The following is a 14,307-nucleotide window of genomic DNA, read 5'->3' on the forward strand; positions in this document are numbered from 1 at the left end:
GTGCGCGAATCGAAAGGGTTTATTCGCTTGGCTCAACCTCAGCCGGTTCGGTCTCGAACGACTGGTGGACCCAGCGGATGGTCAGTGCCATCAAGCCGATGACAATCACGGCCGTAACCAGGAACACCCAGAATCCTTCCACTTTGCCTGCTTCCGCCTGGCCGGCGAGGGTCGCAGCGTAGTCGATCGATGCCACATGAATCAGTTCGCGGACAACCGCTCCGCAGAACAACATGCCCGTAAGCAGCACCAATCGAGGCACGATCCACCGACGCGACGTTGCCAGGGAGCCGCTGTGCCAAAGGTAGATCTGTCCCGCCCAGAACAAAACGCCCAGCACCAACCACAGCGTTCCACTTAAATTGGTCACGGCGCTGAAGCCTGGCTGCGAGAACGCGATCGCCGCAAGCGAGGCCATGCCGAACGTTCCTAGACCAGCCATCCCAAACCAGCGGAGCCATCCGACCGTGGGCAGGTCTTCATCCGTGGCAGTGCCCTCTCTCAGGTAGGCAAGTTGAGCCGTCAATAGCGTGGCCATCGACACGAATGCCACACTCAGCCAAACAAGCGAACGAGAGACCACCGGTAGAACTTTCAGCGGCAACTCGCCACTGGCGAACGCTTCAGTCCAAGCTGAAGGCTCGCTCGAGACGAGGTGATTCGCCGTCCAGCAGAAGCCAATGAAGACAAACAGCCCGGCATTCAAACCAGCGATCAAGGCCCGTTGCCACCAGCGAAGTCGCTCGAACCAGGTACTCTTCAGCACATAAAGCAGGTAAAACGCCGCCATCAGCGCCGGGATGACCACCATCCACCGCCAGCCGAGCAATAGGTTGGCCGTGTAAAAGTGGAGCGGTACCAGGATCTGCACGAATAAAAGCGGCGCCACGCCGAAGGTAATCGCAGCACTGAGCGCAAACGGCATCCAGTCTCGCAGAACCCGAACGATCGGATTGTGGAGCAAAGCTCCTTCATCTTGGCGATACCAGAAGCTGAAGCCGACAATCGACAGGCAGCCTGCCACCACGTAGTGCATGGCCAGATGATGCGTGACGAAGGTGATCAGATACAACAGCATGTACGTCAACGACGTCAGCGGCAGATTAAAAGGGAATGGGGCATCCATTACGAATCTCCCTCGCTGCTCGCAGCTTCACGACCTGGCGGCTTCGAGGCGGGCTCGGTTCCAGCTTGATCTAACCACTTGTTGATGTCGGCCAGCGCCGCCTCTTCCATCGGAGCTTCGGCCTGCTCATCGTTTCGCTCGTTAAACCACTTGAGATAACGAACCAGCGACTCCAGATCTTCCGCATTGCCGGCAAATGGAGGCATGAACGGTTTGGTGTGCTGCAACTTGGCGATATTCATCCGCATCTGATCTTCGTCCCACGACTCGGTCAGCTCAGTCACGCCATTCAGTCCCGAGACCGTATGGCAGACCGCACATTGCCTCCGGAACACTTTGGCACCACGCGTCGTGATCTCGCCGGCAACTTCGGTTCCGTTGACCAGCGGATAAGGATCGTGCACAAGGCAACCTTCCTTCCGCATCTGAGCGACCTGGTCTGGGTGAATTCCGTTGGAATACATCCAGTAGCGAATCGAGTAGGGCTTGCGCGAACCTTCTCGCACGAACTCACCGCCGGCCGTCGCCCCAAAGGCCAGCATCAGCAGCAGCGTGGCAGTGGCTCCGTTGATATAGAGCCGCTGCAGATAGAGTCCAATCAACGCGTAGCCTCCGATCGCCAACGATGCCCCGATCGAGATATTTAAGAAGAGGTTCATCGTGGGACTGCCACCCAGCACCCAGCCACGGCTATCGGCGGGCATCGCCAGCAAAAACCAGCCGCCTAAAATCGGCATCAATACCATCGGCACCAACAGATGTGCCGCGTAGTTGATCAACTTGCGTTTCGCTTCCTGATCGAGGCTTTGCATCGTATTCACGACGATACATGCAACCAGGCCCGCCAGCGTCAAAGCGACGATCGTGCGGAAAAACAAGCTTGGCCAGAAGGTCGGATTGAAGAATCCTTCCAGGATCGAATGTTTCTCGATCCATCCGCCTGGTGTCAATTGCCAACTGATGATGCCGTTAATCAAAAACAGGCTCATCCACGCCGCAAACGCGTACATCACCAGCAACTTCATGCAGGCCGCATCGCTGATCTTCTGGTGATAGCGATAGAACATGTACCCGGCGAAAACTTCCAGCAGAAAGAACAGGTACTCTGTCGCCCAGATCCAATGGAAGTTGCGAATCATGCCGCCGATCGTGAACGCACTGACCTGGATCGAGGTGAACCAGATTCCGACGCCTGTGACCGCACCGGCGACGAAGCTGATCAGCACCAGCCATTTGAAATAGCCATGCACGAACAGTCGAGCGTTGGCGGACCGACCGGTCATCGCCAGCCACTGAAAGTAGCACAGCAGCATGCCCCCCCCGACGGCGAACTGGGCGAGAAACACATGGACGACCGCTACGATCGCAATCATGATTCCCGGCATTAGGGGGTCATACTGGTTGACCGGATAGACATCCATGGCCCTCTCTCTTCCCCGTACTTGGTGTCAATCGAAAGATGTTGTCACCTAACAGTCTATGCGCCAGACCTCGACCAATTCGTGCGGCAATTTGTCGCACGTCCTTCAGGACACCCAGTCCGGCAGATTTTAGAGCATGTCGTCGTGGCAATTGAACGTGACTGAAAACTGCACGCCGACGACTTGGGTCTACGATAAACTTCTTGCATCTTGGTTGGAAGTCGCAAACAACGAAGTGGCCAACTTCGTTCACAATCGCCTCGCTTCAACCGGCATAGTCCCCTTCGCCAAGTTGCCTGATTGACTTCGGCAACTATTCTTCAACACATGCTAAGCAGTTCTCTCGCAATCGCGTTTCCGGTAGACGAGCGGAAAGCCTGATCGCCCAACGGATCTCCCCCCTTCTCTGTCACCTGCTGCCTTGGTCGACGCGCGTTTCGTCGGCCCTGAATTCGCGTTCGTCTCTCCCGCATTTGGCCATTTCGTGATCAATTGCACCACGAGTTCGGGGCTTCGGGAAGAGAGCTGCCGAGCCGAATCTCTGCCAAAAGCGGCTTTTTGGCAAAAAACAGGAGCTGACTGGCTTTCAAATTGCCCCCTTTCATAATAGTTTCTAGCATGTCGGAGAATTAATTTTCAATGAAGACGCTTCCCTCATTCGTTTACGTCTTAGAAAGCAACCATGCGAACCTACAAACGACTTGGATTCACACTGGTGGAGCTGCTGGTGGTCATTGCGATCATCGGTGTGTTGATCGCACTCTTGTTGCCGGCTGTACAAGCCGCACGCGAAGCGGCTCGCCGCATGAAGTGCACCAACAACTTGAAGCAGTTGGGCCTGGCACTTCACAACTACCACGACACATTCCAAACCTTGCCGTACGCCAGCAACGAATACAACCGTCAGGCCGGCGATACCCGCCACGTTTGGAACGAGTTCATCATGCCCTTCATTGAACAGCGTGCTCTGTTCGACCAGCTTGATTTCAGTGTCGACGTTCACATTGGCGTTAACGAAACATTGCTGACCGGCGTGCGTGCCGAATGGCAAGAGTGCCCCAGCAGTCCGTTTGCTTCGCGAATGCGTCGCGGCGATGGCCAACCATTTGACAACTGGGCTGGCGATACGGCCGTGATGAGCTATGCCCCATGCATTGGTCCTCAGAAGACCGATGCGTTGCCGCTCGATTGTGCCAGCGACAACAGCTATTGCTTCCAGCAGAACACCAGTTGGAGCAGTGGTGCCTCGAACGCCGTGCCAGGTATCTTCAGCGGAAGAGCGATGTTCTGCACGAACTTCTCAGGCATCACCGATGGTTTGTCGAACACGCTGATGCTCTCCGAGCGTCGCGGCGAACTGACCCGCTGGATGTGTGCCTTCTGTCCGAACTTCCAAGGCTGCCCGACCAGCCAGGCCATCAACAGCAAGTTCATCGATCCCGACGACGTCAGTGCGTTGACCAACAACATCGGTGCCTCGAGTTTTCATCCTGGCGGAGCTGCGTTTGCCCTGGCCGATGGCTCGGTACAGTTCCTCCCGGAAACACTGGATCATCGGACTTATAACGCCCTGGGCGGTCGCATCGACGGCCTTCAGGCGTCGTTGCCGTAAGCTCTGCTGCGTTGGCTTATGCGGCTTCGCCTCCAGAATGAACGAAGCCGCGTCGTACAAATCGATTGTCGAAGGAATGGAACATTGATCAGTTTACAAAAGCCCTGGGCAGGACTCGTGCTCGGTTTAGTCGTTTGTGCACTTGGATGTGGTCCCGAGATTCGTCCTGGCGAAGCATTCGTTCATGGCACAATTACCTTGCAAGGTCAGCCAGTACCGGCCGGCAAAGGTTCGCTGAACCTCGTCTCGCCCACCTCAGTCGGCGTGGCGAAGATCGAGCCAGATGGATCGTTTGAGACGACCTTGCCGCCAGGAGAATACCAAGTCGCCATTCGCTACAAAGATGGCAACGACTGGATGAACGAACAGGGAAAGATGGTCTTTGCCAACGACCTGGTCCCGAAGAAGTATGGTGATGTGAAAACATCCGATCTGACGGCGACCGTGGTCGAAGGTGCGAACGAAGTGAACTTCGATCTCGAGTAACCTCTGCCACTGCTTCCGAAAAAATAAAAGACCACGGCTGCCTTCGCTTGCCGTGGTCTCTTTCTGCGCGGTGCATTCTTTCTCAGGTCATTTCCATTCGACGACGATCACGATCTCCTCGAATTGATCCCCCTTCATCCGACCAACTTCCGTCAGCACGACCGGCTTGCCTTGGCGAAGCTGTACCGTTCCAGCGGCAGTCAGCGTGGCGATCGAATCAGGGACGAAATTAGGATCAGGTGCTCCGCCGAATCCAGCTCGTCCGAACCCGCCGCCGGCTCGGATCGCTTGCTCGAATTCTTCGCGAGTGGTTGCCGGTCGCCTTTGCTCGGTCTTGGGCTCCTCGGTCGGTTCTTCTTTTTCGGCCTTTTGACCAGGCACGATATACGACTTCTCGTAGTCGACATGCACCAAGATCGACTCCTCGTCCATTGGTTTGGCCTGAACGCGAATCAGTGTGCCGACGTTCAGCAAGGAATAGTTGGCCGTACGACCACTGGACGACGTTTGCGAGGGCTCGCGACTTCCTTGTTGGATTTGAATTTGCTCGCCGGTGGTTACTTTCACCTGGAAATAATCGGACAGACCAATGGCTTCGTGCCCCGGCTTCTCCATCCATTTCACCATTCGAGTTGGAATCGATGGCCCATCCATCTTCAGCATCGGCTCGATTTCCTCGGTCAGTGTTTTGTAGGGTAAACCAGGTGTGACCGTGCGTTTCAACAGAACGACATCTACCGCCATGACTTCGCTGCTCACAGCAGGGGGGCCGATCCGATAATGTGGCACTTCGACCACATCGGACTTCGGCTCGTCCGGGGCTTTCACTTCGTCGGCGATCTCCTTCACCGCTTCCCCTTCCGGGAGCAACGACATCAGGTGATCGGTATAGCGTTGCTCTTCCTGCTGTTTCTTTCTCGTAAGCTTCAGCCCTTCTCGGCGTTCTTCCCAAAACTGGTGAAATTCAGCCAGTGAGACTCCTTTGCGGCTCCAAGCCACGGGATATCGTCGCGATAGATTTGCAGTCATGCGAGACGAGAGAACTTCAAGTTCCTCTCCTTGAAGTAAGCCATTTCCGTCGAGGTCGAGGGCGCGAAAATAGTCGCGGTGCGGGCTCTCCGTCAAATCAACGGCGACGTCCTCTTCAGGTAGCTGACTCCTCTGCTGAATGTAATCGCGGAACTGTCGCTCGCGATTGGCTTCTGCCTGTGACTCTTTTTCCTGTCGCTCTCGTTCTGCTCGGAACCGCGCCTCATGGTCACGCAGCAATTCCAGAAAGTCGTGAAATTGCTCGAACGAAATCGACTCTTCTTCGCCGATCCTCGGTTCAAACTGTTGACGGACTGGATTGGGGAGCCGCTCAAATTCTTCACCGGAAAGCTTGCCGTCGCCATTAGTATCGAATGTCCCGAAGTAGTCCCGATGCGGACTTTCTGGAAGCACGGACGCGGCCAGTTCTTTCTTTGAAGTTTCCGCTTCCGGGGCGTCCCCTTCAGCGACGTTCGCCTGGGCGGCCGGTTGGTCGTACCGCGTTAGCTGAGCAAGTCGACTCTTCAGCAGATCGATATCGGCTGGAACCATTCGGGTCCGCGACGTTTCGAGGGCTCGACGAATCTCGGTGATCCGGATGAAATCGCCAAACGCTTCCATGAACTGATCGAACGGAACGCCATCGGGATTCGCGGCGAGCTTCGTCTTCTTCACGATCTCGCGCAGATCAGACGGCCCCATCCGCTCGATCTCTTCAGCATCGAGCTTGCCATCCTGGTTGGCGTCGTACCGTTTCTCGAAGGCGATTCGGTACGCGATGCTTGCCCGCGGATCGTAGCCGATATGCTTCTTTGTCAGCGTGGCAGCGTCCAGCAGGTCGGCCAAAGTGACCTTGGTTTCTCCTGGTCGTGCTTTCAGTTTCTGAAACAGAATCGTCTTCATCTCGGCCGGAAACGGCACCAGATAGGTCTCGACCTCGGCCTGATCGAGGACGCCATTATTGTCGGCGTCGGACTTGAAGAAGTCCTCTTGGTAATTGCGAACCGAGTTCGGGTTCAATTCGCCGACGCCACCGACCTGGGCGTGAACGATTCCGGCACTCAGCAAGATCAACAGACTTGCCATGGATAGGCGGAAGAACATAGGGGGATCTCCAAGGAAGAGAGCTATTCGCGCCCCTTCAAGTTACCCCTCTGGCAACGGACCTGCAAACAATTCGCTCGAACCAGGCACGCTACCGATTTTTCGCTTGGAAGTCATGTACGCCCGGCGTTACTTCCACTCAACCAGAATCACCAGTTCTTCAAAGCCTTCGCTAGTCAGTCGGCTGGTCGAATTGAAAACGACTGGCGTTCCCTGCGTCAGTTCCATAATGCCGCTGATGTCGAGTGTCGACACGCCATCGATCTCGGGCGTCGCGTCGCCGGATGCTTCCTCATCCTCCATCACTTTCCCCAAGGTAATTTTGCCGGGGATCATGGCCGACTTTTCGAACTTCAGGCTCAAAACCAAGGTCTTCGGGGAAGAAAGATGGCCGGCGGTGCCACTGACCAGGGTTCCCAAGTTCATCAACTGATGGGCAACTTGACGACCACGCGTCGTGACCGAAGTTCCGCTGACCGCTGGCTTACGGCTTCCTTGCTGGAGAACAAATGGCTGATCGACCAAAGTTTTTGCCTCGAAGTAGTCGACCAGCTTCACGTCGGCATTCTCGGCGTCGGCCAGCCACGGAACCAACCGCGTTGGGATCGATGGACCTGGCGACTTCAGTACGCCACTTACTGCTTCAGCCAACGTTTGCTGCGGCATCTCCGCGCTGACGCGGGTCAGCAGAACGATATCAAACGCAAGCGATTCCGACTTCGGCGTCTTCGTCGTTTCTGTCTTCGGCTCGGCAGCCACCGCAACGGCTTCACTCACTTCGGTCACTTCCGCTTTGACCGGCTGGGCCGGGGCGACGTCTTCCGTCGTGTCTCCAACTTCCGCAGCAAGTTCCTGCTTGTATTCGATCCATTGGCCAAGCAACTTCTTCGACTCGGCGTAACTCTGGCGACTTCCTCGATAACTTTCAAAGTAGTCGTGAAACTCAGCGAACGTGACCGGCAGCGTTCGCCAGGAAATCGGCAATTGGGAAGCACCATCACGGAAACGCGTGATACCACGAATCGGCTTCAACTCTTCTTCGTTCAGGACGCCATCGCCGTTCAAATCGAACTGGCGAAAGAATGCCGCGTGCGGACTCGTTTCGAGCGATGCAGGCTCTTCATCCCCTTCTTCGGAAACCTTCTGTTCGCCACTTTGCAATTGCTCGGCCATGTACTGGTCCAGCACTTTTTTCAATTGGGCCTCGCGATGGCGAGCCTCTTGCTGGGCGACTTTTTGCTGGGCGAGATTCTCGAGTGAGGTACGAAAAGTCTCGCGAGAGATTCGGACCTTCACGTCCCCAGAAGGGAGAAATAGCCCCATCGACCCCAATAGGTGTTGTGAGATATTGGCGAGTTCGCCTTCATTCAGGTTGCCATCGCCGTTGGTATCCAGCGTCGCAAACAATTCGTCGAACTTGCTATCGGGCGAGGAGGGATCGACAGCCTTTTCGGGCGATTGACACCAACCAGCAGAGGCAACGATACCGAGCATCGCGATCGCGACGAGAAAACGTGAGAGAGCCATGTTGAAGACCTTGATCGGAGAGCCAACGGAAAGCGCACCCCTGGAACATACTCCACCTGAGGCTGCCCCTCAATCGTCTTTACACAATCTACCCGAAAGCGGCAGCGATCATGGGCGAAGGGAAGCAGCCCGTTCGATCAGATGGGCCCGGAAGATGAAAACGGCCTTCGTGGTCAACGGCTCTCCTTGATGTTCCATGCTCGTCAGCAAGCCTCCCATCACGTAAGGCTCGTCAGGCGTCAGCAACAATTCTGGCGTGATACCCAGCGTCGCGATCCCTGGAACTGCGTCAGGCTCGCCCTCTTTCTTCGGAGGGAGTTCGAGCCGGACTCGGCGCGAGAAATGCGACTTCAGCAGCAACTTGCCTTCGTTCGCTTGTTGAACCTTTAGTCGCACGTCGATGCCATCGAGGATCTTCAGCAGTTCCATGTTCTTTAGTTCTGGCGGGTCTGGAATGCCGGGGACGTAGAACTCGGACGATGTCACCTCGATCTCGGCATCCAATCGCAACTTGACCCGGACCACGTTAAACCGAGCCGGCAGCGGACTGGTCTGCTGCGGCTTCCAGCGGGCAAGTGTCCCAGCTAACGAGAACTCGGGATCGGAGTGCGTCGCGAGAAACTCCTTCAGCTCGGTCTCGATGGGATTGGCGGTTGTCGGCGGCATGGCGCGTTCGACCATTGCGATTTCGACCAGAACCATCGGCGGCTTTGCCAAGCTTTTTTCTGTCAGAATCACGCAAAACAGCAAACTGACTGCAAATGCCAGGTAGATCCGCATCGAATTTCTCCCGTCGATGAAAGATGGAGTCGGGCATCAAGCCCCCCGCAAGGTCCCACACTGTATCGAAATGATTCTCAGCGATACAATACGTGGTTAAGGGCAGGCAGCCTTGCGCAAATAATCAGACCGTTTTAAAGAGACAAAGCTGATGAAGGTCACGGGTACCGATAACAAGATCGCTGATTTCTCGGGCGACGTCATTGTAGTTGGGGTTTACGAAGACGCGCTCTCGCCACCAGCCGATCAATTAGACAACTTGATCGGTGGTTCGATTACCCGTTTAGTGGAATCGGGCGATATCACGGGCAAACCAAACGAAGTCACGACGATCCTGGCACCCAGCGGACTGCCAATTCTCCGCGTGCTGGCCATCGGTCTTGGTAAGAAAGAAGACCTGAATCTGCGACGTGCCTATGAAGCCTCGGCCACCGCAGCTGTGGCGTTGTCTTCCAAGAAGGTCGAGAAGGCTGGCATCTTTCTTGATGACTTCTGGCCTGCGGAAATGATCGAACAAGCGATCGCCGGCGCCTTGGTGGGCGTGACAGGGCAGGACTTATACCGCAAAGAAAAGAAACAGAACGCTCCGGCCGAACTGGTTTGGAGTTCCGCCACGGAAGAAGTGCTCGAAAAGGGCATCGCCCTGGGCAACGCGATCAACCTGACGCGCAGCCTGGTGAACCGCTGTGCGAGTGACATCTATCCGGCGACCTTCGCCGAAGAAGCAGCCGTCGTTGCCGAAAACCACGACTTGAACATCGAGGTCTGGGACAAAGCGAAGCTGACCGAAGAGAACTGCGGAAGCTTGCTGGCCGTGGCACGTGGTTCGGTCAAAGATCCACGCCTGGTCATCCTGCGATACAACGGCGGCAAGAAGGGTGATCCACCTTTGGCCCTGGTCGGCAAGGGTGTGACCTTCGACAGTGGTGGTCTCTCGCTGAAGCCTTCCGACAGCATGATCACGATGAAGTGTGATATGGCCGGTGCCGCCACCGTGCTGGGTGCGATCAAAGCGATTGCTTCCTGGAAGTTGCCGATCAACGTTGTCGCTTTGTGCGGCTGCGTTGAAAACATGATCTCGGGTGACAGCTACAAGCTGGGCGACATCCTGACTTCGCGCAGTGGCAAGACGATCGAAGTGCTGAACACCGATGCCGAAGGACGCCTGGTGCTGGCGGACGTGTTGAACGTTGCCCTCGACGAAAAGCCCATGGCGATCGTCGACCTGGCCACGCTGACCGGTGCTTGCGTGGTGGCTTTGGGTACCGACACGGCGGGCTTGATGACCAACGAGCCTGACTGGTGCCACGAGATCGAACAGGCTTCGCTGGCGACCGGCGAAAAGATGTGGCAGTTGCCGATGTACCCAGAGTTCGGCGAGCAGGTCAAAAGCCAGATTGCCGATGTGAAGAACGTGGGCGACGGCCGCTGGGGTGGTGCGATCACCGCCGCCAAGTTCCTGGAAGAGTTCATCGACGATACTCCTTGGACCCATATCGACATTGCCGGCCCTTCCTTCGCCGAAAAACCGAAGCCATACTGCAGTGGTGGCGCCACCGGTTTTGCGGTTCGAACGTTGCTGGAATTGGCGCGACGCCAGGCAACAAGCTAAAAAGTTACGTACCTGATCCTCCCCCCGCATCCCTGGGGGAGGATCGTGCGGTACCATGACAACGCACGTTTGCCTGCCGGCCTCGACTGCTTAGCCAACAAACGTGTAGGACCGCACGCCCCAAGATCGCTGCAGTTCTAAGAACTCTCTTTCATTCACCTTCAGTTTGGATCGACCCTAGCCATGCCTTGGATTTCCGAGACCGCAAAAGAAATCAAGAAGCCAGAGATGCTTGCCATCCTTGACCGAGCGATTGAAGAGGCTCGGAAACGGATCTGCGGCACCCCCAAACGCGTCTTGCTGCTCCCTCCTGACATTACTCGTATGCACTCTGGATCTGGCTGGATTACCGAGTACTTCTGGCAGCAACTGAAGGACGAAGCCGAAATCCACGTGATCCCAACGCTTGGTCAGCACGAACCCCATACCCCCGAACAAAACAAGCAGATGTTCGGCGAGATCCCCAACGAAATCATTCACCCGCACGACTGGCGCGATGGCTGCGTGAAGGTGGGCGAGATCTCGGCCGAGTTCGTCAAAGAAATCAGCGACGGCGCTGCCGACTGGGCCATTCCGATCTGGCTCAACAAGATGCTGATGGAAGAGAAGTGGGACCTGATCATCAACATCGGTCACGTCGTTCCGCACGAAGTGCTTGGTTTCGCCAACCACAACAAGAACTACTTCATCGGTTTGGCCGGTAAAGACCTGATCTGCACCAGCCACATGATGGCCGCCAGTTGCGGGATTGAGAACAACCTCGGCAACCTGATCACGCCGGTCCGTGCCGTCTTTAACAAGGCGGAAGACGAAATGCTCGGCGACCTGCCAGACTTCTACGTTCAGGTCGTTCTGGCTCGGAACGAAGCAGGCGAACTGGTTCATACCGGCGTCCACATCGGCGACGATCTGGAAACCTATTTGAATGCCGCCAAGCAGTCGCGTGCGGAAAACATTACCGTCTTTGACAAGCCGATCCAGAAGATCGTCTGCGTGATGCAAGGCGACGAGTTCTTCAGCACCTGGGTCGCCAACAAGAGTGTCTATCGTACCCGCATGGCTTTGGCCGACGGTGGCGAACTGCTGGTGATCGCCCCAGGCCTCAAGCGTTTCGGCGAGCAGCCAGATGTGGACGCACTGATCCGCAAGTATGGCTATCAGCCAACGCCCAAGATTTTGGAGCTTTACAAGCAGAACGAAGACATGCAGGACCTGGCCCACGGCACGGCTCACTTGATGCATGGCACTTCAGAAGATCGCTTCACCATTCGTTATGCCCCGGGTCACCTGACCCAGGAAGAAGTCGAACAGGTTAACTTCGCTTACGCCGACTACGAAGAAACGCTGAAGCGTTACCCGATCGACACCATGAAGGAAGGCTTCAACACGATGCCTGACGGCGAAGAGATCTTCTTCATCGCGACGCCATCGGCAGGTCTCTGGAGCACCAAAGACAAGTTGTACAACCGCAAGTCAGGCTTTGCCAAAGACGAAGCTTAGTCATTGACGACATGACTTACCGTTCCATGAAAAGGGCCGCATTCTTTCGGATGCGGCCCTTTCTTTTTGCATGGATTGAAGCGGCGTGGTACAAAATCTCGACCTTCTCATACTTCCCTCACAGGAACTTTCCTGATGCCACGTCTGTTGCTTGCCGCTTCCTTCACGTTCGGCCTCCTGATCTTTTCCCATGGGCTCTTCGCCGACGAGCCTGCGGCCGAGGCACCGCTGACGGAAACAGAAAAACAGCTTCAAAATGACGTACAAACACTGACGACGGCATTGTTAGAAGCTGACAGCGAAACGGCCTTGAAGCTTCTTCATCCCAAGCCGTTCGATCGCCGGATTGGATCACGCGAGGAGTTCACCAAGGGGCTGAAGAAAGCAAAAGAAGCATTGGGCCGCATCAAGCTGTTCAAGCCGGAAATCAGCGTCGCGTTTCCCAAACGCCCTATTTTTGTCGAGGGAGAACAGCATCAGTTTGCGATCGTTCCCATCGAGACTCAGGTCAAAATGTTGGGCGGTATCGGGAAGTCCGAATCGTTCCTTATTGGCATTCGCGAGGAGAAAGACGACACCTGGCGTTACCTCGACGGCACGAAGCTCGAACAGGAAGATATCCAGAAACTCTTTTCCGACTTTCCGGTCGAGCAACCACTTCCTCTGGTAAAGAATTCCACCCAGATCAAGGAAGAAGAATTCGAGAGCCTGCTGCCCAAGATGCCGACGCCTCCTGAAGATTTGAAACTGCCGAAGTAACGCTCCGCCTCCAACATGGTGTGAAGTCGCCGATGCTCAAGGTCTATGCGGGATCCCTCTTGTTGGTGATCGTCCTGATCGTTTGCAGCCTGGGACGATTCAATCCTGCTTCCAGGGTGATCGATTCGCGGTGGATCGCCCAAGAGAACTCCTCGGTCGAATCTGACACGGCAGCGATCTTCGCAGCCATTCAGCAAAAGGATTTTGGCATTGTCCAATCGATGCTGCCGCTCGAGGTCACCTCGGCAGAAAGTGACCGCAACTACTACGACCGATATCAAGAGATCCTCAACGATCTCGCATCCGATTCGGTTCGTATCCCACAGATTGTTGTCGCTGCGAATGCCGAGTTCTATCAGTCTCGCCAGCACGACTGGGTTGTCGTTCCGACCGAGGCGGTCGTTGCTTACTCCGATGGGCAAGTCTTGCAGCGTGGCTTTTTGCTGGGAGTCCGGTCCAAGGACAAAACGGCGTGGAACTATCTCGACTTCACCATCAACTGGCAACATTCGCGGCAGTTTGTCGAACTGCTCTTCCCTGACTTTCCCAAGAACATTCCCCTGCCGGAATGCACCGCGACCTACCACGATCCGTAGATTCGTCGATCCGCTAGGCGGAATTGTGGACGAGAGACTCGTTTCGATTGGCTCCCATACCGATCGGGAGGTAAACTGTCGGTGCCCCGATCTCTTTCTATTTCATGCCAGGGTTCGTTATGTCGCTTTTCCATCGCCTGGAAGTTTCTGCCGTTTTGCTTGCTGCCTCGCTGACCCTAACCGTTGGTTGCCAGCAGCAACCGAAAGCCGAACCGATCACCGATCCTGATTACGTTTCGGTCGAGTCGGAAAAAGTCTTGGGCGATACCAAGCGTTTGATCGACGCGACGTTGAACCAAGAGATCGATCCACTGCTGGAACTGACGCATCCCAACACCCTGAAGATGATGGGTGGCGAAGAGAAGGCTCGCGAGTTGATGCAGTTGGTCTTCGACCAGGTCAAAGCCCTGCAACTGAACTACGACCGGTTTGTTCCTGTCGGTGATCCAACGTTCTATCGCACCCCGCAGTACGAGTTCGCCATCATCGCAACCGAGGCCCATGCCACGTTCCCTGATGACTCACTCGACCAAAAGGGGGCGATGATTGGCATGCGCAAAGTCGGCTCGGACAAGTGGACCTACGTCGATTACAACGACCAGACGAAGGACCAAATTTACACGATTCTGCCCGAGCTGCCCCGCAACATCGAGTTGCCGGAAACGCTGAGCAAACTTGGCTCACAGTAAGCATTTACCCCCTCGTCTAGCTGGCCTTGCTGGGGATTTTCGTTGACGGGTCCCAGGCCGTACCCC

12 protein-coding genes are annotated in these 14,307 nt (G+C 55.7%); 7 read left to right on the forward strand and 5 right to left on the reverse strand.

Annotated features, from left to right (window positions below; all coding sequences use genetic code 11):
• Positions 1–19 precede the first annotated feature (19 nt).
• Both ABD890_RS20695 and ABD890_RS20700 read right to left on the reverse strand, forming a co-directional pair.
• Positions 20–1,126 (reverse strand): hypothetical protein, encoded by a 1,107-nt coding sequence (locus tag ABD890_RS20695; protein WP_345094145.1) that lies wholly within the window; start codon positions 1,124–1,126, stop codon positions 20–22.
• Positions 1,126–2,547, reverse strand: coding sequence for a c-type cytochrome (locus ABD890_RS20700; RefSeq protein WP_345094146.1), 1,422 nt, complete (start codon positions 2,545–2,547; stop codon positions 1,126–1,128). The genes ABD890_RS20695 and ABD890_RS20700 overlap by 1 nt, the downstream gene beginning before the upstream one ends.
• 682 nt (positions 2,548–3,229) lie before the next feature.
• Between ABD890_RS20700 and ABD890_RS20705 the strand changes: the two genes are divergently transcribed.
• Positions 3,230–4,159, forward strand: a complete 930-nt coding sequence (locus ABD890_RS20705; RefSeq protein WP_345094148.1) for a DUF1559 family PulG-like putative transporter — start codon at positions 3,230–3,232, stop codon at positions 4,157–4,159.
• Positions 4,160–4,243: 84 nt separating this feature from the next.
• Positions 4,244–4,645 carry a hypothetical protein gene (locus ABD890_RS20710; protein ID WP_345094150.1) on the forward strand — a complete coding sequence of 134 codons (402 nt, stop codon included), beginning with the start codon at positions 4,244–4,246 and terminating at the stop codon, positions 4,643–4,645.
• Between the two features lie 87 nt (positions 4,646–4,732).
• Here the strand turns inward: ABD890_RS20710 and ABD890_RS20715 are convergent, their stop codons facing one another.
• From ABD890_RS20715 to ABD890_RS20725, 3 genes are all read right to left on the reverse strand, one after another.
• Positions 4,733–6,778: an EF-hand domain-containing protein gene (locus tag ABD890_RS20715; RefSeq protein ID WP_345094151.1), complete on the reverse strand. Its 2,046-nt coding sequence runs from the start codon at positions 6,776–6,778 to the stop codon at positions 4,733–4,735.
• A gap of 129 nt (positions 6,779–6,907) precedes the next feature.
• Positions 6,908–8,305 (reverse strand): hypothetical protein, encoded by a 1,398-nt coding sequence (locus ABD890_RS20720; RefSeq protein ID WP_345094153.1) that lies wholly within the window; start codon positions 8,303–8,305, stop codon positions 6,908–6,910.
• A gap of 108 nt (positions 8,306–8,413) precedes the next feature.
• A complete protein-coding gene (locus ABD890_RS20725) occupies positions 8,414–9,085 on the reverse strand; it encodes a hypothetical protein (RefSeq protein WP_345094155.1) in 672 nt (223 codons plus the stop codon).
• 151 nt (positions 9,086–9,236) lie between these two features.
• Between ABD890_RS20725 and ABD890_RS20730 the strand changes: the two genes are divergently transcribed.
• The 5 genes from ABD890_RS20730 (at position 9,237) to ABD890_RS20750 (ending at position 14,241) form a co-directional block, all read left to right on the forward strand.
• The gene (locus ABD890_RS20730; RefSeq protein ID WP_345094156.1) at positions 9,237–10,697 is read left to right on the forward strand and encodes a leucyl aminopeptidase; all 1,461 of its coding nucleotides are present in this window, start codon (positions 9,237–9,239) and stop codon (positions 10,695–10,697) included.
• Positions 10,698–10,880: 183 nt separating this feature from the next.
• Positions 10,881–12,197 (forward strand): nickel-dependent putative hexonate epimerase, encoded by a 1,317-nt coding sequence (locus ABD890_RS20735; protein ID WP_345094158.1) that lies wholly within the window; start codon positions 10,881–10,883, stop codon positions 12,195–12,197.
• Between the two features lie 135 nt (positions 12,198–12,332).
• Positions 12,333–12,956: a hypothetical protein gene (locus tag ABD890_RS20740; protein WP_345094159.1), complete on the forward strand. Its 624-nt coding sequence runs from the start codon at positions 12,333–12,335 to the stop codon at positions 12,954–12,956.
• A gap of 32 nt (positions 12,957–12,988) precedes the next feature.
• Positions 12,989–13,552, forward strand: coding sequence for a hypothetical protein (locus ABD890_RS20745; RefSeq protein ID WP_345094161.1), 564 nt, complete (start codon positions 12,989–12,991; stop codon positions 13,550–13,552).
• Between the two features lie 119 nt (positions 13,553–13,671).
• Positions 13,672–14,241, forward strand: coding sequence for a hypothetical protein (locus tag ABD890_RS20750; protein WP_345094163.1), 570 nt, complete (start codon positions 13,672–13,674; stop codon positions 14,239–14,241).
• Positions 14,242–14,307: the final 66 nt, after the last annotated feature.

The sequence above is a fragment of the Bremerella cremea genome (assembly GCF_039541315.1).
GTDB lineage: Bacteria > Planctomycetota > Planctomycetia > Pirellulales > Pirellulaceae > Bremerella > Bremerella cremea.

Excerpts from the sequence above, each read along its gene's own strand:
- ABD890_RS20750 (WP_345094163.1), top strand. The coding sequence starts at position 13,672 with ATGTCGCTTTTCCATCGCCTGGAAGTTTCTGCCGTTTTGCTTGCTGCC.
- ABD890_RS20715 (WP_345094151.1), bottom strand. The coding sequence starts at position 6,778 with ATGTTCTTCCGCCTATCCATGGCAAGTCTGTTGATCTTGCTGAGTGCC.
- ABD890_RS20735 (WP_345094158.1), top strand. The coding sequence starts at position 10,881 with ATGCCTTGGATTTCCGAGACCGCAAAAGAAATCAAGAAGCCAGAGATG.
- ABD890_RS20705 (WP_345094148.1), top strand. The coding sequence starts at position 3,230 with ATGCGAACCTACAAACGACTTGGATTCACACTGGTGGAGCTGCTGGTG.
- ABD890_RS20700 (WP_345094146.1), bottom strand. The coding sequence starts at position 2,547 with ATGGATGTCTATCCGGTCAACCAGTATGACCCCCTAATGCCGGGAATC.
- ABD890_RS20745 (WP_345094161.1), top strand. The coding sequence starts at position 12,989 with ATGCTCAAGGTCTATGCGGGATCCCTCTTGTTGGTGATCGTCCTGATC.
- ABD890_RS20720 (WP_345094153.1), bottom strand. The coding sequence starts at position 8,305 with ATGGCTCTCTCACGTTTTCTCGTCGCGATCGCGATGCTCGGTATCGTT.
- ABD890_RS20740 (WP_345094159.1), top strand. The coding sequence starts at position 12,333 with ATGCCACGTCTGTTGCTTGCCGCTTCCTTCACGTTCGGCCTCCTGATC.
- ABD890_RS20725 (WP_345094155.1), bottom strand. The coding sequence starts at position 9,085 with ATGCGGATCTACCTGGCATTTGCAGTCAGTTTGCTGTTTTGCGTGATT.
- ABD890_RS20730 (WP_345094156.1), top strand. The coding sequence starts at position 9,237 with ATGAAGGTCACGGGTACCGATAACAAGATCGCTGATTTCTCGGGCGAC.
- ABD890_RS20695 (WP_345094145.1), bottom strand. The coding sequence starts at position 1,126 with ATGGATGCCCCATTCCCTTTTAATCTGCCGCTGACGTCGTTGACGTAC.